20 protein-coding genes and 1 pseudogene are annotated in these 21,965 nt (G+C 28.8%); 12 read left to right on the forward strand and 9 right to left on the reverse strand.

Annotated elements, in window-relative coordinates:
• The first annotated feature begins 8 nt into the window (after positions 1-8).
• Positions 9-1,049: an NADP(H)-dependent aldo-keto reductase gene (locus AQ1689_RS05610; protein WP_101955461.1), complete on the forward strand. Its 1,041-nt coding sequence runs from the start codon at positions 9-11 to the stop codon at positions 1,047-1,049.
• Between the two features lie 68 nt (positions 1,050-1,117).
• Here AQ1689_RS05610 and AQ1689_RS05615 read toward each other — a convergent pair whose 3' ends face one another.
• Entirely contained in the window at positions 1,118-1,360 is a 243-nt protein-coding gene (locus AQ1689_RS05615; protein ID WP_101955462.1) for a hypothetical protein, read from the reverse strand.
• Between the two features lie 116 nt (positions 1,361-1,476).
• Here AQ1689_RS05615 and AQ1689_RS05620 point away from each other — a divergent pair, with 116 nt between their 5' ends.
• The gene (locus tag AQ1689_RS05620) at positions 1,477-3,684 is read left to right on the forward strand and encodes a DUF5723 family protein (protein WP_101955463.1); all 2,208 of its coding nucleotides are present in this window, start codon (positions 1,477-1,479) and stop codon (positions 3,682-3,684) included.
• A 75-nt stretch (positions 3,685-3,759) separates the two neighbouring features.
• Here AQ1689_RS05620 and AQ1689_RS05625 read toward each other — a convergent pair whose 3' ends face one another.
• Together AQ1689_RS05625 and trpS are read right to left on the reverse strand one after the other, a co-directional pair.
• On the reverse strand, positions 3,760-4,065 hold the full coding sequence (locus tag AQ1689_RS05625; protein ID WP_101955464.1) for a DUF6370 family protein: 306 nt from the start codon (positions 4,063-4,065) through the stop codon (positions 3,760-3,762).
• Between the two features lie 23 nt (positions 4,066-4,088).
• Positions 4,089-5,057: a tryptophan--tRNA ligase gene (gene trpS / locus AQ1689_RS05630; protein ID WP_101955465.1), complete on the reverse strand. Its 969-nt coding sequence runs from the start codon at positions 5,055-5,057 to the stop codon at positions 4,089-4,091.
• A 115-nt stretch (positions 5,058-5,172) separates the two neighbouring features.
• On the opposite strand from trpS, the gene AQ1689_RS05635 reads away from it, so the two are divergent.
• A complete protein-coding gene (locus AQ1689_RS05635; RefSeq protein ID WP_101955482.1) occupies positions 5,173-5,958 on the forward strand; it encodes a lysophospholipid acyltransferase family protein in 786 nt (261 codons plus the stop codon).
• Positions 5,936-6,577 (forward strand): PAQR family membrane homeostasis protein TrhA, encoded by a 642-nt coding sequence (gene trhA / locus AQ1689_RS05640; protein ID WP_101955466.1) that lies wholly within the window; start codon positions 5,936-5,938, stop codon positions 6,575-6,577. Before AQ1689_RS05635 ends, trhA begins: the two co-directional genes overlap by 23 nt.
• A 2-nt stretch (positions 6,578-6,579) precedes the next feature.
• Here trhA and AQ1689_RS05645 read toward each other — a convergent pair whose 3' ends face one another.
• The gene (locus AQ1689_RS05645) at positions 6,580-7,050 is read right to left on the reverse strand and encodes a CYTH domain-containing protein (protein ID WP_101955467.1); all 471 of its coding nucleotides are present in this window, start codon (positions 7,048-7,050) and stop codon (positions 6,580-6,582) included.
• A gap of 618 nt (positions 7,051-7,668) precedes the next feature.
• Between AQ1689_RS05645 and AQ1689_RS05650 the strand changes: the two genes are divergently transcribed.
• The 8 genes and pseudogenes from AQ1689_RS05650 to AQ1689_RS05685 all read left to right on the forward strand — a co-directional run bounded on the left by AQ1689_RS05650 (position 7,669) and on the right by AQ1689_RS05685 (position 14,691).
• Entirely contained in the window at positions 7,669-7,842 is a 174-nt protein-coding gene (locus AQ1689_RS05650) for a hypothetical protein (protein ID WP_159459637.1), read from the forward strand.
• A 9-nt stretch (positions 7,843-7,851) separates the two neighbouring features.
• Positions 7,852-8,043 (forward strand): hypothetical protein, encoded by a 192-nt coding sequence (locus AQ1689_RS05655; protein ID WP_101914428.1) that lies wholly within the window; start codon positions 7,852-7,854, stop codon positions 8,041-8,043.
• A 54-nt stretch (positions 8,044-8,097) separates the two neighbouring features.
• A complete protein-coding gene (locus AQ1689_RS05660) occupies positions 8,098-8,841 on the forward strand; it encodes a GLPGLI family protein (RefSeq protein WP_101914429.1) in 744 nt (247 codons plus the stop codon).
• 36 nt (positions 8,842-8,877) lie between these two features.
• On the forward strand, positions 8,878-9,615 hold the full coding sequence (locus tag AQ1689_RS05665) for a GLPGLI family protein (RefSeq protein WP_180947541.1): 738 nt from the start codon (positions 8,878-8,880) through the stop codon (positions 9,613-9,615).
• A 341-nt stretch (positions 9,616-9,956) separates the two neighbouring features.
• Positions 9,957-10,547: pseudogene (locus AQ1689_RS05670) on the forward strand (GLPGLI family protein); the annotation flags it as partial.
• Positions 10,548-10,944: 397 nt separating this feature from the next.
• The gene (locus AQ1689_RS05675; RefSeq protein ID WP_101955470.1) at positions 10,945-11,142 is read left to right on the forward strand and encodes a hypothetical protein; all 198 of its coding nucleotides are present in this window, start codon (positions 10,945-10,947) and stop codon (positions 11,140-11,142) included.
• Positions 11,143-11,223: 81 nt separating this feature from the next.
• Positions 11,224-11,961, forward strand: a complete 738-nt coding sequence (locus AQ1689_RS05680) for a GLPGLI family protein (RefSeq protein WP_101955471.1) — start codon at positions 11,224-11,226, stop codon at positions 11,959-11,961.
• Between the two features lie 63 nt (positions 11,962-12,024).
• Positions 12,025-14,691 carry a carboxypeptidase-like regulatory domain-containing protein gene (locus AQ1689_RS05685; protein ID WP_101955472.1) on the forward strand — a complete coding sequence of 889 codons (2,667 nt, stop codon included), beginning with the start codon at positions 12,025-12,027 and terminating at the stop codon, positions 14,689-14,691.
• Between the two features lie 12 nt (positions 14,692-14,703).
• Here AQ1689_RS05685 and AQ1689_RS05690 read toward each other — a convergent pair whose 3' ends face one another.
• From AQ1689_RS05690 to AQ1689_RS05710, 5 genes are all read right to left on the reverse strand, one after another.
• A complete protein-coding gene (locus tag AQ1689_RS05690; RefSeq protein WP_101955473.1) occupies positions 14,704-14,946 on the reverse strand; it encodes a MoaD/ThiS family protein in 243 nt (80 codons plus the stop codon).
• Positions 14,947-15,002: 56 nt separating this feature from the next.
• A complete protein-coding gene (locus AQ1689_RS05695; protein ID WP_101955483.1) occupies positions 15,003-17,468 on the reverse strand; it encodes a DUF5686 family protein in 2,466 nt (821 codons plus the stop codon).
• A gap of 99 nt (positions 17,469-17,567) precedes the next feature.
• The gene (locus AQ1689_RS05700) at positions 17,568-20,252 is read right to left on the reverse strand and encodes an AsmA-like C-terminal region-containing protein (RefSeq protein WP_101955474.1); all 2,685 of its coding nucleotides are present in this window, start codon (positions 20,250-20,252) and stop codon (positions 17,568-17,570) included.
• A 168-nt stretch (positions 20,253-20,420) separates the two neighbouring features.
• Entirely contained in the window at positions 20,421-21,032 is a 612-nt protein-coding gene (locus AQ1689_RS05705) for a PAS domain-containing protein (protein WP_101955475.1), read from the reverse strand.
• A gap of 157 nt (positions 21,033-21,189) precedes the next feature.
• On the reverse strand, positions 21,190-21,828 hold the full coding sequence (locus AQ1689_RS05710) for a PAS domain-containing protein (protein ID WP_101914438.1): 639 nt from the start codon (positions 21,826-21,828) through the stop codon (positions 21,190-21,192).
• Between the last annotated feature and the right edge of the window lie 137 nt (positions 21,829-21,965).

Below are 21,965 nucleotides of genomic sequence, written 5' to 3' on the forward strand. Positions count from 1 at the left end.
AAATTAGTATGAAATACACAACACTAGCAAATACCGATACCAAAGTTTCTAAAATCTGTTTAGGAACCATGACTTGGGGAAATCAGAATACAGAAACTGATGGACACGAGCAAATGGATTATGCTTTATCACAAGGAGTAAATTTCTTTGATACAGCCGAATTATATTCCGTTCCTGCAACTCCTGAAACTTATGGAGCTACCGAGAAAATCATTGGTTCTTGGTTTAAAAAAATAGGAAATCGTGATAAAGTAGTGTTGGCAAGTAAAATTGCTGGTGGCGGAGATTATACCAAACATATTCGTACTGGCGGATTTACAAAACAAAATATTATTGATGCTGTTGAAGGAAGTTTAGGTCGTTTGCAAACCGATTATATAGATTTGTATCAATTACATTGGCCTTTTCGTGGCGTAAATTGTTTTGGTGTACGTGATTATCCGTATAAAACATCGGCAAAAGAAGCTGAAAATCATTTGGAAATTTTAGAAACTTTGAATGATTTAGTAAAACAAGGAAAGATAAAACACATTGGTTTATCAAATGAAACTCCTTGGGGAACAATGAAATATTTGCAAACCTCTGAGCAACATAATTTACCAAGAATGAGTACAATTCAAAATTCGTATTCGTTAATTCATAGAGGTTATGAAGTTGGAATGAGCGAAGTTTCAATGCGTGAAAACATCGGTTTATTGGCATATTCGCCATTAGCACAAGGTGTTTTATCAGGGAAATATTTAGAAGGAAATCTTCCTGAAGGCGCACGAGGAACATTATTTCCAAGGTTTATAGCACGTTATATGAATGAAGGTTCGTTAAAAGCAGTTTCAGAATATTTTAAAATTGCAGAGAAACATGGTTTAACACTTGCTGAATTATCGTTAGCATATATTAATCAATTACCTTTTGTAACCAGTACTATTATTGGCGCTACTAAAATGGATCAGCTAAAAGAAAATATCAATTCTATAAATATTGATTTATCCGAAGAAATTTTAAACGAAATTGAAGCTGTTCATGCTTTAATTCCAAATCCTGCACCGTAATAAATTGCAGATTTTAATAGAGTTTAAGAGATAAGAAAATCCGAAGTAATTAATACTTCGGATTTTTTTTATGGGAATAATTTTAAAAACTCTTCTTGACTAACTGTATCAGTTCTATCGGCTTGTTGCATTAGAAGTAATAGCGATAAATCTTCTTTTTGTGTAGTTGTTAAATTATTTAATTGTTCATTTTTTTCAATAAATAATTTTACTGCTTTTCCCATTAAAGCTTCTACACTTAATCCTTCGATAGTAGCGACTATTTTTAGTTTTGCAAGGGTTTCATCATTGATTTCTATCAATTTTTTCATAATCTGACTTTTTCATCAATTAAAATAGACTCTAAATAATCAGTTTATGATAAGAGTTCTATTGAGTAAGTAGTTGAATGAAATATAATGTATATTTTTGTTTCAAAAATAATAATATGAAGAAAATAGGACTGTTCGGATTTCTTTTATGTACTAGTTTGCTTGTTAAAGCACAATCGTATGTTGGCTTTCATTCTGATAATTATAATGGAGTGCATGGTGTAATTTTTAATCCTGCAAATATTGTAGATTCTCGTTTTAAAACCGATGTAAATATAGTGTCGGCAAGTGCGCTTTTAAGTAATGATTATTTCGGGCTTAATCTAAATAAAATAGATAGCAATACTTTTGATGAAAACACTTTTGATAACGACAGAAATACCTTAAAAACACCAACAGACAATAATAATTTGTTTGCAAATGTAGATGTTATGGGACCTTCGTTTATGTTTAATATCAACAAAAATAATTCGATTGCTGTTTTTACTAGAGCTCGATCGGTTGCAAATATATCTGAAATAAATGGAACTCTTTTTGATGAATTAAGTAATGATTTTGATGATAAAAAAGACTTTAATATTAATGAAGGAGACTTCAGTGGAAGCGTTCATGCTTGGGCAGAAGTTGGTGTTTCTTACGCAAGAGTAATCTTTAATAATCAAGAGCACTTTTTAAAAGGAGGTTTGTCGTTAAAGTATCTTCAAGGGATAGGGTTTTACACAGCTCAAGGTAATGATGTTAATTTTGATTATGATGTAGATGGAACTGCTTTACCAAATGGTCAAACTACAGGATCTATTGATTCAGATGGAGCATTATCGTATTCAAGAAGTAGTAATTTAATAGACGATTCATCTGATTCAAACGATTTTGAACTTATTGATGGGGCTACGAGTTTTGGTGCTGATTTTGGTTTTGTATATGAATGGCGTCCTGACCATAAAGACTATAAAGTAAGTAATAAAAGCGGGAAATCATTTGACTTTAAAAATAAGAATAAATACAAATTAAAAGCGTCATTATCGGTAACTGATATCGGAGGAATTTCTTATAAAGGATCAGAAAAAAACAGTTATAATTTATCAGGGCTTAATATCAATGAAGATACCTTTAATAGTTATGATGATTTAGAAGATACTTTACAGAACATTTATACCGAAACTAAAACGACAGAAGATGTTCGTATTTCACTTCCAACGGCTTTACATATGGCGGTTGATTATAATATTAACAACCTATTTTATGTAAATTTAAACTACGATGCAGGTTTAAGAAAAGTAGCAGAAAACACCAATAATATTGCAAGCAGTATTACTTTAACGCCACGATTTGAATCAAAATGGTTTAGTTTTTATTCTCCTATCGGAATTAATAAACACAGTAATTTTTCATGGGGAGCAGGGCTTCGTGCAGGACCTTTATTTGTAGGATCAGGATCTGTTTTATCAAATTTAATTTCAAAAGAATCGAAGTCTGCAGATGTATATGTTGGTTTAAAAATTCCTATTTATCAAGGGAAATTAAAAGATAAAGACAAGGATGGTATTTTTGATAAATTAGATATGTGCCCTAAGCAAGCAGGACCTCTTGAAAACGATGGTTGCCCTTGGAAAGATACCGACGGTGATACTGTTTTAGATAAAGATGATGCTTGCCCAGAAGTAGCAGGAGTCATTGAAAACAAGGGTTGCCCATGGAAAGATACCGATGGCGATACTATTTTAGATAAAGATGATACTTGCCCAGAATTAGCAGGAACGCCTGAAAATAATGGTTGCCCTGATACTGATAAAGATGGAATTTCTGACGATAAAGACGCTTGTAAAGACCTTGTCGGACCTCTAGAAAACAACGGTTGTCCTTGGAGCGATACTGATAAAGATGGCGTTGCCGATAAGGATGATAAATGCCCAACTGTAGCAGGATTGTTAGAAAAGCAAGGATGCCCTGAGGTAGTAATTACCAAAGCAGCAAAAGCGAAATTAGATGAATTTGCAAGAGCAATTTATTTTAACTCGGGTAAATCAACTTTTAAGCCAGGTGTTGCATCAAAATTAGATTTAATGGCTAAAATTATGCAAGAATATGCTACGGCAAAATTTAATATTGAAGGACATACAGACAGTGCAGGATCGGCAGTAACGAATCAGCGTTTTTCTGATAAAAGAGCCAAAGCAGTTTTAGATTATTTAGTAAAAACAGCAGGAATTAAAGCGGATAGGTTAACTTCTGTAGGCTATGGTGAAAATAACCCAATTTCAACCAATAAAACAAGAGCAGGAAGAGCAGAAAACAGGCGTGTAGAAATAAAATTAGTAAAATAATTAGAACATTTTACTTTATAAAAAAAGCCTTGAAGAAATTCAAGGCTTTTTTAGTTTGTAAGATTAAATTTAAAACTACTTCACTATTTTAATAGCGCTTGCTTTAAACCGATTATTTTCAAGTTTTCCAGTAACCGATACCTTTCTGATAACGTTACATAAACCAATATTTTTATCGTGAGCATCACCAAAATCATCAATTTTAGCACCGTCAACAAAATACGCTTTATCGTCAATTTTTATGGCTAAATCACAGCCTTTTTGACTATCAATTCCAAACTGACATTGTCCGCAAGAAGCTTCTGTAATAAAGGTTTTTTCAGCAGAATTTGAACAAGAATCTATTATTGCGAATAAAAATATAAAAAGTAATTTTTTCATGTTATTTTAAAATTTTCAGCAAATTAATATCCTATTTTTTTACGAACTCTTTGTAAAACATCAGTAGCTACAACACGGGCTTTTTCGGCACCAATTGCTAAGGCTTTATCTATTTCATTTCTGTTTTCCATGTAATACGCATATTTTGTACGAACTTCAGCAAACTCTTCAATAATTAACTCGTATAATGCTTGTTTTGCATGACCGTAACCATAATTCCCACCTTCATAATTAGCACGCATTTCTGCAATTTGAGCATCGGAAGCTAATAATTTATAAATAGCAAAAACATTGTCGGTATCAGGGTTTTTAACCTCTTCAAGGGCTTTGCTATCGGTTTGAATTCCCATTATTTGCTTGCGTAATTTTTTATCCGCTAAGAAAATATTGATAAAATTATTTCTTGATTTACTCATTTTTTCACCATCTGTTCCTGGAACTAATTTGGTGTTTTCGTTGGTTTTTCCTTGAGGTAAAACTAAGGTTTCACCAACTGTATTGTTAACTCTACTCGCTACATCACGAGCCATTTCTAAATGTTGTAATTGGTCTTTTCCTACGGGAACAATCTCGGCATCATATAATAAAATATCGGCAGCCATTAACATTGGGTAGCTAAATAAACCACTATTTACATCGGCTAAACGGTCAGATTTATCTTTAAAACCATGCGCCAATGTTAAACGTTGATACGGAAAATAACAACTCAAATACCATGATAATTCGGTTACTTGAGGAATATCACTTTGTCGATAAAAAACAGTTTTATTAATGTCAATTCCGCAGGCAAGCCAAGTAGCTGCTACACTATACGTGTTTTCTCTTAATTCGTTTCCGTCTTTAATTTGGGTTAACGAGTGCATGTCTGCAATAAAAATATACGATTCATTTTTAGCATCATTTGCCATTTCAATGGCTGGTAAAATGGCACCTAATAAGTTCCCTAAGTGTGGAGTTCCTGTACTTTGTACTCCTGTTAAAATTCTTGACATATGGCTGTTTTGAAAAAATTATCTAGCAATCTTTAGCGACTGCTAATACGACTTGTATAGTAGCAAAAATAAGCTTAAAATTGTTCAAACAAAAGAAATTACTACATTCGCATTTATGAAATACATACTTTTTCCTTTTCGATTAATTTGGCGAGTTTGGTTTTACTTATTAATGATTATTTCGGTGCTTGTAATAGCGCCTTTTGTATTGGTGCTTTTATCCGAAGAAAAATATTACAGTTCTTTTTGGAAACTAATGCGAGCTTGGTCATTTTTTTTAATTTATGCTATGGGTTTTAGGCTTGAATTTGAAAGACAAGAAAAGCTTAATCCTGAAAAAAGTTACATATTTATAGCAAATCACACCTCATTATTAGACCCGTGGATAATGATTGCCTCTAGTAAAAATCCAATTTTATTTGTAGGAAAAAAAGAGTTGTCAAAAGTGCCTTTATTTGGTTTTTTTTACAAAAAAGCGGTAATTATGGTTGACAGAAGCGACCCTAATAGTAGAAGAAAAGTTTATGCCAGAATTAAAAAACGATTAGATAGCGGCTTGAGTATTGCCATTTATCCTGAAGGATTAGTGCCAACCGAAGAGGTAGTTTTAGCGCCTTTTATGAATGGTGCATTTAATTTAGCAATACAATATGAAATGCCAATTGTACCACAAGTATATTTTGATGCAAAACGCTTGTTTTCTTGGGATATTTTTAAAGGACACCCTGGTATTTTTAGAGTAAAACAACTTCCTTTTATACAGGTAGAAGGCTTAGTGATAAAAGATAGAAAAGTTTTAAATCAGCAAGCTTTTGATTTGTTAGAGAATGAATTATTAAATGATAAAAAGTATATGAAAGATACTAATTTAGCAAATAATGAGCGAAAAATTAAATCATAATTATAGCAATATCGAAGAAAAATTAAACGTTTTAACCCATGGTTTTGGCTTGTTATTGGCGACAATAGCCTTGCCTTTTTTAATTTTAAAATCAGTTTTTTACCAAGGATTTTGGCAAATTGCTAGTTTTAGTATTTTTGGTTTTAGTTTAATTATTTTATATGCTGCTTCTACTTTTTACCATGCCGCTAAAAACGCTAAAATCCGCCGAAGGCTTAATATTTTTGACCATGCGGCAATTTATGTATTAATAGCAGGAAGTTATACGCCTTTTTGCTTGGTGGTATTGCCCGAAAAAACAGGTTGGTATTTATTCATTTTTGTATGGTTATTTGCTTTGATAGGCGTTATTTTAAAGCTGTTTTTTACAGGGAAATTCGATAAACTATCAACCGCTTTATATTTGATAATGGGCTGGCAGGTTATCTTTTTAATAAATCCATTAATGGAAAATTTACCCTATAATGGGTTATTTTATTTAATTGTAGGTGGTGTTTTTTATACGATTGGCGCTGTTTTATATTCGATTAAAAAAGTGCCGTATAATCATGCTATTTTTCATGTTTTTGTGCTTTTAGGAAGCTTTAGTCATTTTTGGGCAATTTATAAATATGTGTAATTTTACCACTTACAAAAGGGTAGTTTGCTTAAATTAGAATTGTAATATTTTACAATTCCTGTAACTTCTTTTCCTAGCCAAGTTGGTTTTTCAAAGAGTTCATTTTCTTCGGATAATTCTATTTCAGCGACCACTAAACCTTTATTATCGCCTAGAAAATCATCAACTTCATACGTGTGGTTATTGGCTTTTACTAAATAGCGATATTTTTCAATAATTCCTTCTTCGCATAAATTAAATAAATCTTTTGCTTCTTGCAAAGGAATCTCTTTTTCCCATTCATAACGAGTTGTTCCGCTTTTATTTGATGCACCTTTGATGGTTAAAAAACCGCTATCATCTTTTATTCGAACTCGTACAACGCGTTCTTTTTGAGAGTTTAAAAAGCCTTGTTTTATATAGCTTTTTTTGTAAGCAACTTGCTTATAAGCATCCGAAGTTACTAAGAATTTACGTTCTATTTCAAAGGTCATAATTTTTTTTGAGGATTGGTAATCGTTTGTAAATAAATCAAAGATAGTGTAGCGAAACAGATATTCCAATTCAAGTTAAACAGGTTTATCACTTATAAATTTATTATTCGGTGTAACGTGTTTCTTATCAAAAGTAAAATACTTGTGAATACTCCGTGTGTTGGTTTATAATGATTCACGTGTAATTAACATTTAATTAACATTTGTGTTTTCTTATTTTCAATTAGGGTTAATCCTAAAAACGTTAACATTTATTTAACTTTTTAATTATATGATTTAAAGGTATTTGTGTTTTTGAGAGGTGTTTTTTAACATTTAATCCCATTAATCTCATGAATTTATAATTAGGGTTAACCCTAATCCAATTAGGGTTAACCCTTAAAACGTTAACATTTTTTAAATAAAAAAAATTTAGTTTTACAACAGTATTAAAGAAGTAATTATTTTTTAATACTTGCTAGCTAGTAAAAAGAAGAAGGATGTTTATAAATTGCGCGCATTTTTCTTTTTAATTTTTTTGATGTAATACCCTTGTTTTTAAAATAACAGGAGTAAAAATTAATGAATAAACTTAAAATTTAAAAAATGAAAAAAGTAATTTTAGTACTAGCAATTACAATGCTCTCTACATACACTCTAAGAGCAGAAGAAACAGTAGATGACTGTTTTGATACGGCAATAGAAAGCTTAGAATTAGCAGAAGAAAAATACGGTATGATGTCTGATGGTAGTGCTACGGATTATTTAAACTCGGCATATAGTAACTGCGTAACGTGGATGGAAACAAATTAATCTTTTAATATGAAATATATTTTAATAAGTTTGACTTTATCACTATCTATTTTTAATGATAAAGTTCAGGGAGAAGATTGTCTTGATTTTGCAATTGATGCACTTGAAAGGGCTGAAGATTTTAGAGGTTCTTTAATGAATGATTTAGAGGGGACAGAGCTTATGAATCAGGCTTATGCTCAATGTAAAGGGCAAAGTTAAAACTTTTATAGACCTCTTTTTTAAGAAAGAGGTCTAGTTATAATAATAATAATAATGAAAAACACCATTTTTTTAGTAATTTCTTTATTGGTAATAACTGTATGTAATGCTCAAAAAGTGATTGGTAAAATAATATATAATGCAACTGTTGAACCAACAAAAGAGTATAAAGAAAAATATAAAAGCAAAAATTCAAGTCATGATAGGTTATTTAAAGCGATAGAAAAACAAGGGGAAAATTTTAACTTAGAACTTGTTTTTTCTAATAAAAATGCTGTTTACCAGTTGATTGAGCCAATGCTTAGAGATTCTAAAGAGCAATATATTTTTAATATGGCTAAAGCAATATATAAAACCGGGCATAAGTTTTATAATTCATCTGAAAAAAAAACAATTACAAAGGAGGTTGATTTTTTAGAAGAAAAATATTTAATAGAAACTAAATATACTTTTTCAAATTGGAAAATGCTAAACAAGCAAGAAAAAATTGGAAAATATAATTGTTATTTAGCAGAGAGAGATTTTGAATATCAAACTAGAAAAGGAAAAACCAAAATTAAACAGTTAGTTTGGTATACCCCAGAAATTCCACTTCCTTTTGGTCCTTCTGAATTTGTAGGGTTTCCGGGATTAGTACTAAAAGTTCAGTCAGGTACAATTATATATAAAGCAAAAGTCATTAAATTAAATCCTAAAGAAAAAATTAAGTTAGATGTTTTTAAAGGAGGGAAAATAATTTCTGAAAAAGAATTTTCACAAATAACAAAAAAGGCTAGAGAGTATTTAATGAAGGGCTAGCAATGGTATTTGCTTAAGCTTTTATATCTGATGAAAATGAATTTATTATTTAAATTTTTAATTATCTTTTTGATGTTTTGTGAAGGAATAAATTCACAAAATACTTTTAAAGCAAAATATAAAGTTAACATAGCTCATAAAATTAAACAAGCAGAAGTTAGTGATAGGATAAAAAATGAAAGACATAGAATGTTTTTATTGAACTCAAGAAAAAAATTTAATAAAATGGTTAAATCTGTTGAGAAATTTCACTATAACCTTGAGTTTAATAAAATAAAATCTATATTTTATCTTTCTAAATCATTAGAAACAACAGATAGAGATTTATATTTTTTTAAAAAAGCAACAAATTTTTATGGAGAATATCATTCTTTAAAAGGAGTAATGACTAACAGTGTGAATGCTTATGGTGAAGATTTTTTAGTAAAGAGACCTAATTACATTTGGAGTATTAGTTCTACATCTAAAAGAATAGGAAAATATCTATGTTATAAAGCTACAACAACAGAACAAATACATACTTCGAAAGGGGTTTTTAAGAAAAAAATAATAGCATGGTTTGCTCCAGAAATTCCATTTAATTATGGTCCAAGAGATTATATTGGCCTACCAGGTTTAATCATTGAATTGCAAGATGGAAAAAGAACATATCTTCTTCAAGAACTAAAGAGTATCATAAAAATTAAAACAGAGAATAAAAAAGGGCAAAAAATAACATTAACTGAATTTAATTTAATAGGAAAAAAAATCAATGAAAAAAGACATAAAATATGATTAAAAATTATTGTTTTCTTATTTCAAATTAGGGTTAACCCTTAAAACGTAATCATTTTTTAGTACCTGCTGCTAGTAAAAAGAAGAAGGATGTTTATAAATTGCGCGCATTTTTCTTTTTAATTTTTTTGATGTAATATCCTTGTTTTTAAAATACCAAGGGTTAAAAATTAATGAATAAACTTAAAATTTAAAAAACGAAAATAAAAGCATTATTAATTTTTGTTGTTTTTACAATAACAGTAAAAAGTCAAATAATAAAACAAGGTATTGTTACTTATAAAAAAAGTATTGAAAGAAAAATACCAACATAAAAAGATAAAAAAGCTTCAAATTTCAATAAATTTGAAAGAGTAAAAAAATCAATTGATAAACTACTTAAAAATATAGAATTTGAGCTTAAATTTAATGTAAAAGAAAGTTTTTTTGCGGTTATTCCTTCTTTGGCTTTGGAGGAAAGTCGATGGGGTAAATTAGCTTTGGCAGGTTATGGAAATAATAAGTTTTACAATGCTAAAAATGAAAGATTATCAGAGGAAAATATTTTCGGTGAAGATTTTTTAATCAGTAATGAGCAGTTGAATTGGCAACTAAAAAATGAAACAAAAAAAATAGGAGATTATCTGTGTTATAAAGCAATAGCAATAGAGAAAAAAATGTATAGAGGTAAAATGAAAGAGTATCCTGTCATCGCTTGGTATTGCCCTGAAATAAGTAGTTTTTTTGGTCCTATTGGTGTTGCTGGTTTGCCTGGTTTAATTTTAGAAGTTAATAAAGGGAACACAAAATATATGGCTACTAAAATTAATTTAAATCCTAAAAAAAATATAAAGATTACAAAATTAACAAAAGGTAAAAAAATAACTCGTAAAAAATTGGGAGAAATGATAAGTGAGGCTATGGGTAATTTTAAGAAAAATAAAGGATATTAAAAACCTGATTTTAAGTGTTTTAATATCGATGTGTTTTATTTTTTAACATTTATTTAACTTTTAGGTTCGTGTATTTGTCAATGCATTAACTATCAATCATTTATGTGATATTTATCAGTTGTTTATCAGTTGTTTATCAGTTGTTTATCAGTTGTTTGTCAGTTATTTATCAGTTTAAATAAACTGCGTATTAAAATATTAACATTTTTTAAATAAAAAAGTTTTAGTTTTATAAACGTATTAAAGAAGTGATCATTTTTTAGTACCTGCTAGCTAGTAAAAAGAAGAAGGATGTTTATAAATTGCGCGCATTTTTCTTTTTAATTTTTTTGATGTAATACCCTTGTTTTTAAAATAACAGGAGTAAAAATTAATGAATAAACTTAAAATTTAAAAAATGAAAAAAGTAATTTTAGTAGTAGCAATGGTATTTGCTACAGGTAGTTTTGTAAATGCGAATGACAGTAAAAATGAAATAAAAAAACAAGAAATAATTGAGAATGTGCCTTGCTATACGGTGTACACGGTTTGTGATAGAGCTAGTGGTGATAGTTATAATAAATTTGACTCATGTATGCAGAATAATGATTGTTAATAAAAATTAAATAACTTTAAATGTCTTTAGTATTTTCTATCTTTTTAGTTAATACTAAAGACATTTTTTAATAAATCTAATATGTTAGAAAAAAGAATATTAATTTTATTTTGTTTGATGCTATCTTTAGGATGTTTTGCTCAAAAAAAATCAGGAATTGTCAAGTATAAAGCAGAAGTTAATAAAAAATATGTAGATAGTTTTTTGGTAGCTTTGAAAAAGGATAAAAAAACAGCTATGCATATAAAACAGGGAGTTATACAAATGTTTAGAAATTCTACGCCTGACGAGTTTATATTAAGTTTTAAAAATGAAGAATCGTATTATCATCATATCCCTAAATTAAAAAATGAAGTAGGTTTTAGTATGGGAAGTAGAGCAGGAACAATGCCGTATTATACCAATAATAAAACCAATGCTATTATTGAAATAAGTCGAGCTTTGGGGGCTACTTCACATAAGCCACTTGACTGGAAGGTTAATAATAAAACAAAAATGATTGGTAAATATAAATGTTATCAAGCTACAACTACTGAAAGACTTTATAGCCGAAAAGGTTTTTATTACAGTAAACAAGCTATAGCTTGGTTTGCACCTAGTATTCCTCTAAATTTTGGACCAATGCATTATAAAGGATTGCCAGGGTTAATTTTAGCACTAAATACAGATGAATTTACAATGAATGCGGTAGAAATTAATTTGAATCCTTTAAAAGAGGTTAAAATAAAAAGACTTTCTAAAAAAACTAAAATAAAAACACAAGAAGAAGCCCATGGTTTAATTGATGAACTTGAAAAAGAACGAAAAAAAGGGTATTAAAAAGCTGGTTTATTGCAATTTGTTATTAAGACTATTTTAATGATTTATAAGATAAAATAATATATGTTAGAAAAAAAAATGCTGTTTATCTTATTGATTATCGCTAGTGCTTTAAATGCTCAAACCATTGTTTTTAAAGGTGTTGTAAAAGATAGTTTACAAAATCCGTTGTCTTATACCAATATTATCGCAAAGCCTAAAGACGTTCGTAAAAACATCAGTTTTGCGATTACTGATCAGCAAGGACGGTATCGTTTGGAGCTTACCAAAAATAAAAAATATACCATTGATATCAGTTATTTAGGCTATCAAAAAAAAACCTTTGAAATAACACCAACAGAAAATACGCTTAAAAACTTTATTTTAAAAGAGGCTAAAAATCAGCTAGACGAAGTTGTTATTGAACTCCCAGTAATTACAAAACAAGACACAATTATTTACAATACCGATAAATTTGTAAACGGTAGCGAGCGTAAACTTCAAAATATACTTAAAAAATTACCAGGTGTTGAAGTCGATAAAAATGGCGGGGTTACTGTTCAAGGAAAAAAAGTAACCAAATTATTAGTTGATGGAAAAGCTTTTTTTGGTGGCGCAACAAAGTTAGGTGTTCAAAATATCCCTGCCGATGCAGTGGCTAAAGTTGAAGTTATCGATAATTATAATGAAGTATCATTTTTAAAAGGATTAACCGATTCTGATGAAATGGCAATGAATATTCAGCTTAAAGAAGATAAAAAACGCTTTGTTTTTGGTGATGTTGAAGCGGGGTCGGGTGTTGGTTATGAATCTTCTTATAAAGCCAATGCCAATTTATTTTATTACTCGCCTAAAACCAATGTGAATTTTATAGGAAATTTAAACGATATCGGTGAAAAAACCTTCACTTTTAAAGATTATATGAGTTTTCAAGGAGGTGTAAATGCTGTTTTTAGCGGTAATTTTAATTGGAAAGGTGGCGATTTCTCGCAATTTATAGAAAACAAAGATATTTTAAAAAGTACACAACGTTTTACGGCTTTAAACATCACAAAAACCGTTGCCGATAAATTTGATGTTTCAGGATATGCTCTTTTTTCTGATAATAATACTACGAGTTTTACAGAAGAACATCATCAATATACTACTTTTTTAGAAGATAAAAAAAATGAAAATACGTCAAATAATATTTTAGGAATCGGGAATTTAAGTATTGAATATACACCAAATTTTGAAGAACGATGGACGCTAAGAACACAGGTTAAAAAATCAGGTGTACATAATAACAATGCTATTTCTTCATCAATAAACAATGCTATAAATAACATAGAAACAACCAAAGAAAATGATGTTTGGTATGTAAATCAAAATATAGAATGGCATAAAAACCAATCGCAAAATCATACTTTTTCATCCGTAGTAAATTATACTTTTGATAAAAATAATCCAACTACTTTTTGGAATGCTTCAAAAGCATTTTTAACGCGAATTAAACCCATTATTCAACCTTTAAATAGTAATCAGGATTTACTGAAAATTCAGCAATTAAACGAAACTGAAAAGCATTATTTACACAGTGTTTTTAAAGATTTTTGGGTGTTAAATAGAAATCATCATATTTATACGACTATTGGAAATACACATCAACAAGAAAAATTTAGCAACCATAATTTTCAAATATTAGATGATACTACAATTAACAATTTTTCAACAGGAGGTTTTAACAATAATACAGTTTTAAAGCATAACGATTTTTTTGCAGGAATCCATTATAAATTTAGAACAGGGATATTTACCTTTAAACAAGGTGGGTATTTACATAATTATAAGTGGAAAGTAAGTCAAGAAAATATTTTTGAAAAAAATAAATGGATTTTATTACCCGATTTTTTAATGAAAATCGCCTTTAATAAATCGAGAAAAGTAGAATTAAATTATAATTTAAAAACCAATTTTTCGGACGCCTCTAAACTCGCTAATCGATTTTATTTACAATCTTATAATTCGGTATTTAAAGGAAATTCAACTTTAGAAAATGAATTATTTCATTCGGCACGTATACGATATAGCCGTTTTAGTATGTATCGAGGTTTAATGTTACATGCCAGTGCTAATTATACTAAAAAAATTAAAGGTTTTAATAATTTGGTTAATTTCGATGGAATAAACAGGTTTATATCGCCTGAAATTTTAAACAATCCGAATCAAAATTGGCGCGCTAGAGCATCGCTTAAAAAGCGTATTAAAAAAATAAGATATAAGCTTGTAGGAAGTTATAATAGTTCAATTTTTACTCAGAAAATAAATACTACTTTGGCAACTAATAAAAGCGATAATTATTCTTTTGATGTCGGTTTTAAAACCTTATTTGATAAATTCCCAACCTTAAAAATGGGCTTTAAAAAGAGTATCGGAAATTATACTTCCAATAATTTCAAGGCTAAATTTACGACCAACGAACCTTATATAAACATCGATTATGATTTTTTAAACGGTTTCATTTTCAATGCTGATTATACGCATTATAATTATCAAAATAAAGCACAAAAAGCTTATAATAATTACGAAGTTGCCAATGCTGTATTATCGTATCAAAAACAAGATAGCCCTTGGTTATTTAAGCTGACCACTCAGAACTTATTTGACACCACATTTAAGCAAAGCAATCGTTTTTCTGATTATCTAATTACTGATGCTAAAACCTATATGATGCCAAGAGTTGTATTGTTCAGTATCGGCTATAAATTGTAAAAAAATATAGGTTTATCCGCCACTAACAGGAGGAATAATGGCAATAACATCATTTTTTTTGATAAGAGTTTCTTGCTTGGCATAACTTTCGTTAATCGCCACGGCGTATGCGCTAATTTTCGCTAACTTCGGATATTGTTCTGTAAGCAATTCTTTAAAATGACTTACAGAACAATTTTCAGGAAGTGTAAGCTCTAAAGAAGCATTTCCTATTAAATCGGTAGCAATACCAAAAAGTAATACGGTTGTTTTCATATTAGTATTTGAGAATTTTTCGCTTATAACCTCTATAAGCAGATTAAAAGTCTAATTTACAATTTAATTCCGAAAACTATTCTGTTTTCAGATTTTCCGTTAAAATTAGACTTAGCAAAATCGACACGTAAAAAACGCCATTTACCAAAACCGATGTTATCCAAACCAACAGCAAATTCAGAATAAGGTTTGTTTTCAGCTGTAAATAATCCTTTTGCACCAGTAACTAAATGGAAATTTAATTTATTAATTAATGGAATTTTACTTAGTAAAGCTCCTTTAAAATTATATTCTCCATGTAGTTCTCCATATTTATCATTAGTACTTAATTGATAATAAGGTAGCGTATAAAAGTTATCTAAATAATTATCTTTTGGAGCAATTAATAAGCGATTTCCATTAAAATGAACATAATCTATAAACGGAATATCTTTTTTCTTAAAAAATATGCCTCCTTTAGCTTTGTATTTAAATTCCCCCCAATTACTTAAATTCATTTTTTGAGTTAATTGAGAATAGAATATATCAGAATTTAACGTAGTATTTCCTGAACCAAAATTTTTGTTATATCCGACAAATAAAGTAGGATATTTATTAGTTCCTATATTATATTTTCCATCAGGATATGACATATATTTTTGTTCGAAATTAATAGTTGCACCTAACTTAAATGACCACATATGATGCGGTGTAAATGAACTTGTAAAATTTGTAGGTTCTTGTGGGTTGTTAGCTGTATAATTAACATCATTTTTAGTAAACATAACATAATCGGTTGTGTTAAATAAAGGTTTTCTATCTGCGTATTCTAAGGAAGAATAAAAACGAATACCATTATTTATTTCTTCTGAAAAAGCAATTTTAGTAAATGTTTTCTCATAAATTTTAAGATAATTTCTTTCAAATAAAACCGAACTTATAGTATTCCAAAATTTAGAAATAGGTTTTTTAGCATTAAATTGCGAAGTAGTAATACCTCCCGAAGCAGTTAAAATAGGTTTATTTGTATTGTTCCATCTGTAAAAAAAGTTTGCTGTTGGTCTTAATTTTTTATCAGAAAAACCATAATTTATTTTTGTACCAATATTAAATCGTTCTCCTTTTTTGTTGACTGTTTTAGAATATTTAATTCCAATAGATGAATTCCATCCTTGTACCGTGTTAAAGTTTAAATCTTCAATAGGAGAAGAAATATCGATATTCCATTTATCATAGGTATTATCATAAGAATATCCTGAAATAATATTTATAAGATTAAATTTATTATGTTTTGTATCTGTAGAATCTAAATATTTTTTAGATTTTCGAATAGTTTTAATGCTGTCTTTTAATTTGTAATCTGCATTTTCTTCGGATGTTAAACTTACTGGACGAATTTTATTCCAGTATAAACTATCTTTTTCGGTGGCATTTTCAGCAAAAGATAAAACTTCATTACCAAATGATTTTTTAGTGAAATTAGGAGCAAAATTATAATTTGAATATGCTGCTGAAAAGCGTCCGTTAAAATTAAAACCAAAAATACCAGCTTTAAAATCGATTGTTTGTGTAACAGGAATCCAAACGTTGTTTTTTAGCGAATAATTATAGTTTTGTTTGATGTGTAAAGTATCAATCATAGGTGTATTTGCTTGTGCACCTGTAACGAAAACATCAGTTCCGTAAATAGCCCAATCATCTTCTGATATATAAATAAATCCGCTAAAAACACGATCGTTTTTTCTCTTCGGAAGTAATTTTATTTTACTGATTAATTTTTCGTTTTTATCATAAAAACTTCCAGTTAATTGATACTTATAATAACTAAAAGCTTCGTTAGCAATTGGCGAAATCATTTGAGCATCTGCTAAATTAAAAGAGTTTTTATAAAAGTTAAAATCAACTTCTTCAGCTTGATTAAAACTAATTCCGTTATTACTTCCCGAAACTTTAGAAGCAATAATATGTTCTTTAAAATTTGTTGGTTTTTTCTGATATGAAATTTTAGAAATGGTTTCTGAAAGATATACAATTCCACTTCTTGTAGAATCTAAACCACCGCCCATATCATCAATTTTATTACCTAGAAATTTTTTGGGAAGGTTTTTTACTTTAAATAATCCACGAGAATAAAAATCGGCAGTATATTGAGAAAATTTAGCGGTATTTTTCTTTTTAGAAGCAATTACATTTCGAATAATTTTATTTGCAGGATTTTCTTCGGATGAAATTAATACTTCATCTAAAGTAACTTTTTCTTCAGAAATTATAGTGTTTAAAATAAAAGGAAACTTGGTAATAGTAATATTTTTTGTTATTGTTTTGTATCCTAAAAGTTGAAAAATAAGTGTGTATTTTCCTTTTTTATTTACTGATAATTCATAATCACCATTATTATTTGTGGTAGTTCCTGTAATTGTATTTTCTAAATAAATACTAACAAAAGATAAAGGTTGATTATTTGTATTGATAACTTTTCCTTTAATTTGAGCAATAGCGATATTAGTAAATACTATAAATAACAGTATAATTAATCTTTTCATGTTTTTTACTACAAACATAAAAAAAACAGGTTTCAACGAACTGTTAAAACCTGTTAAATGTTTTATTTAGAGTATTTAAGGTCTAGGGTTAATGTTTTGTTATTTCTTCTTTTTCCCAAATAATCCGCCTAAAACATCAGTTACTTTTTTAACTGTTTCGGTTTTAGTACTGCTTGTTTTTTTGGTTGTAGTGGTATCTGTTTTTTTATTTCCTAATAAATTACCAAGCTTACTCCCTAGTTTATCGCCAAGTTTACTGCCGATTTTAGTATTGATTTTATCGATTGTTTTGTTTACCGTTTTATTTTCAGAAACTTTACTTACAGCTGTGTTAATTAAGTTTTGTTTTTGCTGATTAATTAAATTTTTACTGAAGTTTTTTACAGAAGATGATACATCTGTTTTTACCGATGGATTTGTCATGTTTCCTGTAATATTCGCGGTAATTGGCACCATTGTATTTTTGCTTTCAGGGCTTAGTTTAGACAATAAACCTTGAACTTCGCTTCCTAAATACTTAGCAGGTACATCTAAAGTTATATTGTAATTCATGCTCTGATCAAAGCTATGGCTTCCGCCTATATTCATAGCGATGTCTTTATATTTTAATTTAAAAGGCTTCACATTTACTTTTCCTTTATCAAAAGAAAGCTGTGTTTTTATGTCTGATAAATCTAATTTACTAATATCGATAAAAGAAAGATTATTATTTAATAAACTTAAAGCTTTACTGTTTTTAGGTTCAATTTTAGTACTTAATAATTCTGCCAAAGCTTTTCCTGAAACCGATGCTAAATTAGGGGTAAAATCGTTGTTTAAATTCCCCGTTAAATTAATATCAGAATTTAATTTACCGCTTAATGCTGTTGCAATTGGGCTAATCGATTTTAATAAGTCTAAACCGTTAAAAGATTGCGCAATATCAAACGATTTCATGCCTAAATTCATATTGAAAACAGGTGTTTTAGGCTTGGTATTTACTTCACCGTTAAAAGAAATTTGTCCTTTAAACATATTGGCATTTACATTTTGTAAAATTGCTTTTTCATCTTTTATTAATAAAGTTCCGTGTACATTTTTTAAGGTTAAATTGTCATAATAAACTGTTTTTGCATCGGCTAAAATTTTACAATCTAAAAATGCAGGGATTTTTAAAGCGGTGGTATGTTGTTCTTTTTGAGTAGTGTTTTCTTCTTCTTTATCAGAATTCTCAACACTTTCTTGCATAAAATCACTAATATGAAAAGCGGTCGATTTTACATTAAAAGTTCCTTGTAAATTTTTATCAGCAAGTAAAAAACCGATTAAATTTTCAATGTTTCCTGTGGCGTTTATATCACTTTTTCCTGTGCTTGCATTAAAAGTGTTTAAGGTAATTGTTGTAGGGGTAAAATTTACTTTTGCTTTTTTAATGTTAATCGGGTTGGCAATATCTTCGGATGAATATACAAAGTTGTTTAACTCGATATTTCCATCGTTTTTTATACGATTTACTAGGTTTTTTTCAATTGCTTTTACATCAAAATTAGTGTGTAAATCGGCTTTTAAAATCCCTTGTAATTTAGTGTCTAAATCAACAGGATATGCCTTGTTAATATTTGCTAAATTTAAAGTTCCTTTTAACTTGGCGTCAATTTTAGGATTGCTTAGTATGTTTGAAACAGTTCCGCTTCCCGAAAAAATATCTTCATCTATTTTAAATGATAAACCATTAATAGCTACCATTGTTTTTTCAATGTTTCCTGTAGTATTTTTTAATTGGGCATCCATATTAATATTGCGAACGCTTTTAGGTAAATCAGGGTATTTAAAAGAAGCATTTGATGCTTTTAAAGCAATATCTAACAGCGGTATTTTAGTATCTGTAATCAAACCTTTTACAGTACCGGCAACACTAAAATTACCAGCTGTTTTTACGTTTTTAATACTTTTTGTATAGGCTTGAGGAATTAATCCTAAGAAATTTTTAAAATCAGATGAAGGTGTTTTAAAACTAAGATCAATTTCTTGATTAGTGTCGTTTATTTGAACGTAACCATCAAAGATTAAAGGTAAATTATTAAGTTTCGCTTCATTTTTTAAAAATGAAAACTTACTATTAACCAAGTCCATAGCTAAGGTAGCATCTAAGGTTATTTTTTGATTTTTAGCATACGAAGCACCGTCCATTTCAAAAGAAACTAATGTTGATGTACTCGTGTTTAATTCTGAATTAGTTTGAGAAAAATCGCCATTTCCACTATGATTAAAATCGGTTAATTGAAGTTTTAATTTACCTTTTTTATCATGATATTTTATCAAGGCATTATTAATGGCATACGAATTAATAGAAAGTCCAAAATTAGATGGATTTTCATCGGTGTTTTCAATTTTTACATCCGAAGGTTTTGCAATATCGTAATTGGCAACCCCTTTTTCGTTGACCAAAACATTAACGTTTGCATCATCAATAGAAAAAGATTGAATATTAAGTTGTTCGGATGTTTTTTTGAATAACTCAGTAAGTTTTAATTCTAAGTTAATTTTTTTTGCAAATAATAAGGTGTCTCCTTCAAAAGGTTTTTTGTTGATAATTGAAACATCAGAAAGTTGCACAGAGGCATTTGGAAAATCTCTAAATAGACTTAGGTTCGAGTTTGAAAAATCTAACTGAGCGGTAATGTTGTTATTAACCGTTTTTTTAACCAGTGTAATAATTTTATCCTGAAATAAAAACGGTGTTAAAATAAGTAACATTAATAATGCAACAAATATGGTTAGCAGTATTTTATATATTTTTTTCATGGATAAAAAATTTAGACTATCGATTATTATAAGTTACAAAGTTCCGAAATTATTTGTTAAGAAAAAGATAATAAATAGCTCTAAAAATAAGTTTTTTCGAGTTGTTTTTAACAATAAAAGCCACCTAAATTCATAAACTTAGGTGGCTTTTATATTTTGAAAAATTAATTAGTTTTTAGAAAAAAACCAACTTAACCCTTTTTTAGGTTTTGCTGCTTCTTCGGCGGCTACTTTTTCATTTTTCATAGATTCATCAGTAAATAAATCAACTACAAATTCATCGTAGCTTTTACCAATTTCTTCTTTTAAATACGCATCAAAATATAACTTACTAGCAGCTTCTCCTTTTACTTTTTCTATCTCTAGAAGTGTTTTGTAAAGCGGTGCTATTTTTTCGACAACACTATTTGGCAATGCTTTTCTACGACCAGTGTAACCAACTACATTTCCTTTTTCATCTTTGTCAATGGTAAAATCGGTAATTACCCAGTAATATCTACCTGTTCTGGTAAGGTTTTTAACAATGGCATGAAAATTCTTTTTTCCTTTTAAATTTTCCCATAATACTTTAAAAATAACTTTAGGCATATCAGGATGCCTAATAATATTATGAGGCTCACCAATTAGTTCAATTTTATTGTATTCAGAAGTTGCTTCAAAAGCATCGTTCATATATAAAATAGTACCAGAAGCATCGGTTTTACTAATTATGGTTTGTGTTTTATCCCATTTTATTTCTTCATTAAGAATTTGCTGTGGGCGAAGGGGGTTTTTTGTCATGGTTTTTTATCTTTAACATTATTGCTAAATTAGAACTTTTACTTAACACGGCAATGTTAAATTAATTATTTGTATAACACAGAAAAACCGCTTATGTTTTAAATAAGCAGTTTGTTTTATTTCAGTAATCTCGTTATGAGTGCGTTAGGTTGTTTACTTAGATGAAATCACCAAAGAAAAACCAATTTAAACCCTTTTTAAGTTTGCTTTCGTGTTCAGGCTCTATTTCTTTTATTTCTGCTATTTTTTTAAGTTTTTGTTCATTTAAAGATTCCTCCTTAAATAAATCGACTACAAATTCATCATAGCTTTTACCCACTTCTTCTTCTAGGTAAGCGTTAAAATATAATTCACTTGCTTTTTCACCTTTAAGTTTTTCAATATCTAACAATATTTTATATAAAGGTTCAATTTTTTTAACAACGCTAGAGGGTACCGATTTTCTTCGAGCAGTGTATCCTGTAATATTTCCAGCATCATCTTTATCGATAGTAAAATCAGTAATAACCCAGTAATACCTACCTGTTTTTGTTAAATTTTTTACAATTGCATGGTAATTTTTCCCTTGTTTTAACGCATCCCAAAGTGCTTTAAAAGCAACTTTTGGCATATCTGGGTGTCTAATAACATTATGAGGCTCACCAATTAATTCAATAGCGCTGTATTCACAGGCATCCGTAAAAACACTATTTGCATAAAGAATTGTTCCGGCAGTATCTGTTTTACTTACAATTGTTTGGCTTTTATTCCATTTAACTTCTTCATCAATGAGGTGTTTTAGAGGAGGTGTTTCCATATTTTGTAGTTTAATTTATATAATATATACAAATTTAAGAAGAAAATTATTTCTATAGAGATTCTTTTACTAATATTTTAAACTTTAAACTAAATAACAAAAATGTATATTTGTGAGTTCAAACAAACAAGAACGAA

The organism is Tenacibaculum finnmarkense (assembly GCF_900239185.1).
GTDB lineage: Bacteria > Bacteroidota > Bacteroidia > Flavobacteriales > Flavobacteriaceae > Polaribacter > Polaribacter finnmarkensis.

Excerpts from the sequence above, each read along its gene's own strand:
- trhA (WP_101955466.1), top strand. The coding sequence starts at position 5,936 with ATGAGCGAAAAATTAAATCATAATTATAGCAATATCGAAGAAAAATTA.
- AQ1689_RS05615 (WP_101955462.1), bottom strand. The coding sequence starts at position 1,360 with ATGAAAAAATTGATAGAAATCAATGATGAAACCCTTGCAAAACTAAAA.
- AQ1689_RS05610 (WP_101955461.1), top strand. The coding sequence starts at position 9 with ATGAAATACACAACACTAGCAAATACCGATACCAAAGTTTCTAAAATC.
- trpS (WP_101955465.1), bottom strand. The coding sequence starts at position 5,057 with ATGTCAAGAATTTTAACAGGAGTACAAAGTACAGGAACTCCACACTTA.
- AQ1689_RS05690 (WP_101955473.1), bottom strand. The coding sequence starts at position 14,946 with ATGAAAACAACCGTATTACTTTTTGGTATTGCTACCGATTTAATAGGA.
- AQ1689_RS05705 (WP_101955475.1), bottom strand. The coding sequence starts at position 21,032 with ATGACAAAAAACCCCCTTCGCCCACAGCAAATTCTTAATGAAGAAATA.
- AQ1689_RS05635 (WP_101955482.1), top strand. The coding sequence starts at position 5,173 with ATGAAATACATACTTTTTCCTTTTCGATTAATTTGGCGAGTTTGGTTT.
- AQ1689_RS05665 (WP_180947541.1), top strand. The coding sequence starts at position 8,878 with ATGAATTTATTATTTAAATTTTTAATTATCTTTTTGATGTTTTGTGAA.
- AQ1689_RS05655 (WP_101914428.1), top strand. The coding sequence starts at position 7,852 with ATGAAATATATTTTAATAAGTTTGACTTTATCACTATCTATTTTTAAT.
- AQ1689_RS05650 (WP_159459637.1), top strand. The coding sequence starts at position 7,669 with ATGCTCTCTACATACACTCTAAGAGCAGAAGAAACAGTAGATGACTGT.
- AQ1689_RS05625 (WP_101955464.1), bottom strand. The coding sequence starts at position 4,065 with ATGAAAAAATTACTTTTTATATTTTTATTCGCAATAATAGATTCTTGT.
- AQ1689_RS05700 (WP_101955474.1), bottom strand. The coding sequence starts at position 20,252 with ATGAAAAAAATATATAAAATACTGCTAACCATATTTGTTGCATTATTA.
- AQ1689_RS05695 (WP_101955483.1), bottom strand. The coding sequence starts at position 17,468 with ATGAAAAGATTAATTATACTGTTATTTATAGTATTTACTAATATCGCT.
- AQ1689_RS05680 (WP_101955471.1), top strand. The coding sequence starts at position 11,224 with ATGTTAGAAAAAAGAATATTAATTTTATTTTGTTTGATGCTATCTTTA.
- AQ1689_RS05660 (WP_101914429.1), top strand. The coding sequence starts at position 8,098 with ATGAAAAACACCATTTTTTTAGTAATTTCTTTATTGGTAATAACTGTA.
- AQ1689_RS05675 (WP_101955470.1), top strand. The coding sequence starts at position 10,945 with ATGAAAAAAGTAATTTTAGTAGTAGCAATGGTATTTGCTACAGGTAGT.
- AQ1689_RS05620 (WP_101955463.1), top strand. The coding sequence starts at position 1,477 with ATGAAGAAAATAGGACTGTTCGGATTTCTTTTATGTACTAGTTTGCTT.
- AQ1689_RS05685 (WP_101955472.1), top strand. The coding sequence starts at position 12,025 with ATGTTAGAAAAAAAAATGCTGTTTATCTTATTGATTATCGCTAGTGCT.
- AQ1689_RS05710 (WP_101914438.1), bottom strand. The coding sequence starts at position 21,828 with ATGGAAACACCTCCTCTAAAACACCTCATTGATGAAGAAGTTAAATGG.
- AQ1689_RS05645 (WP_101955467.1), bottom strand. The coding sequence starts at position 7,050 with ATGACCTTTGAAATAGAACGTAAATTCTTAGTAACTTCGGATGCTTAT.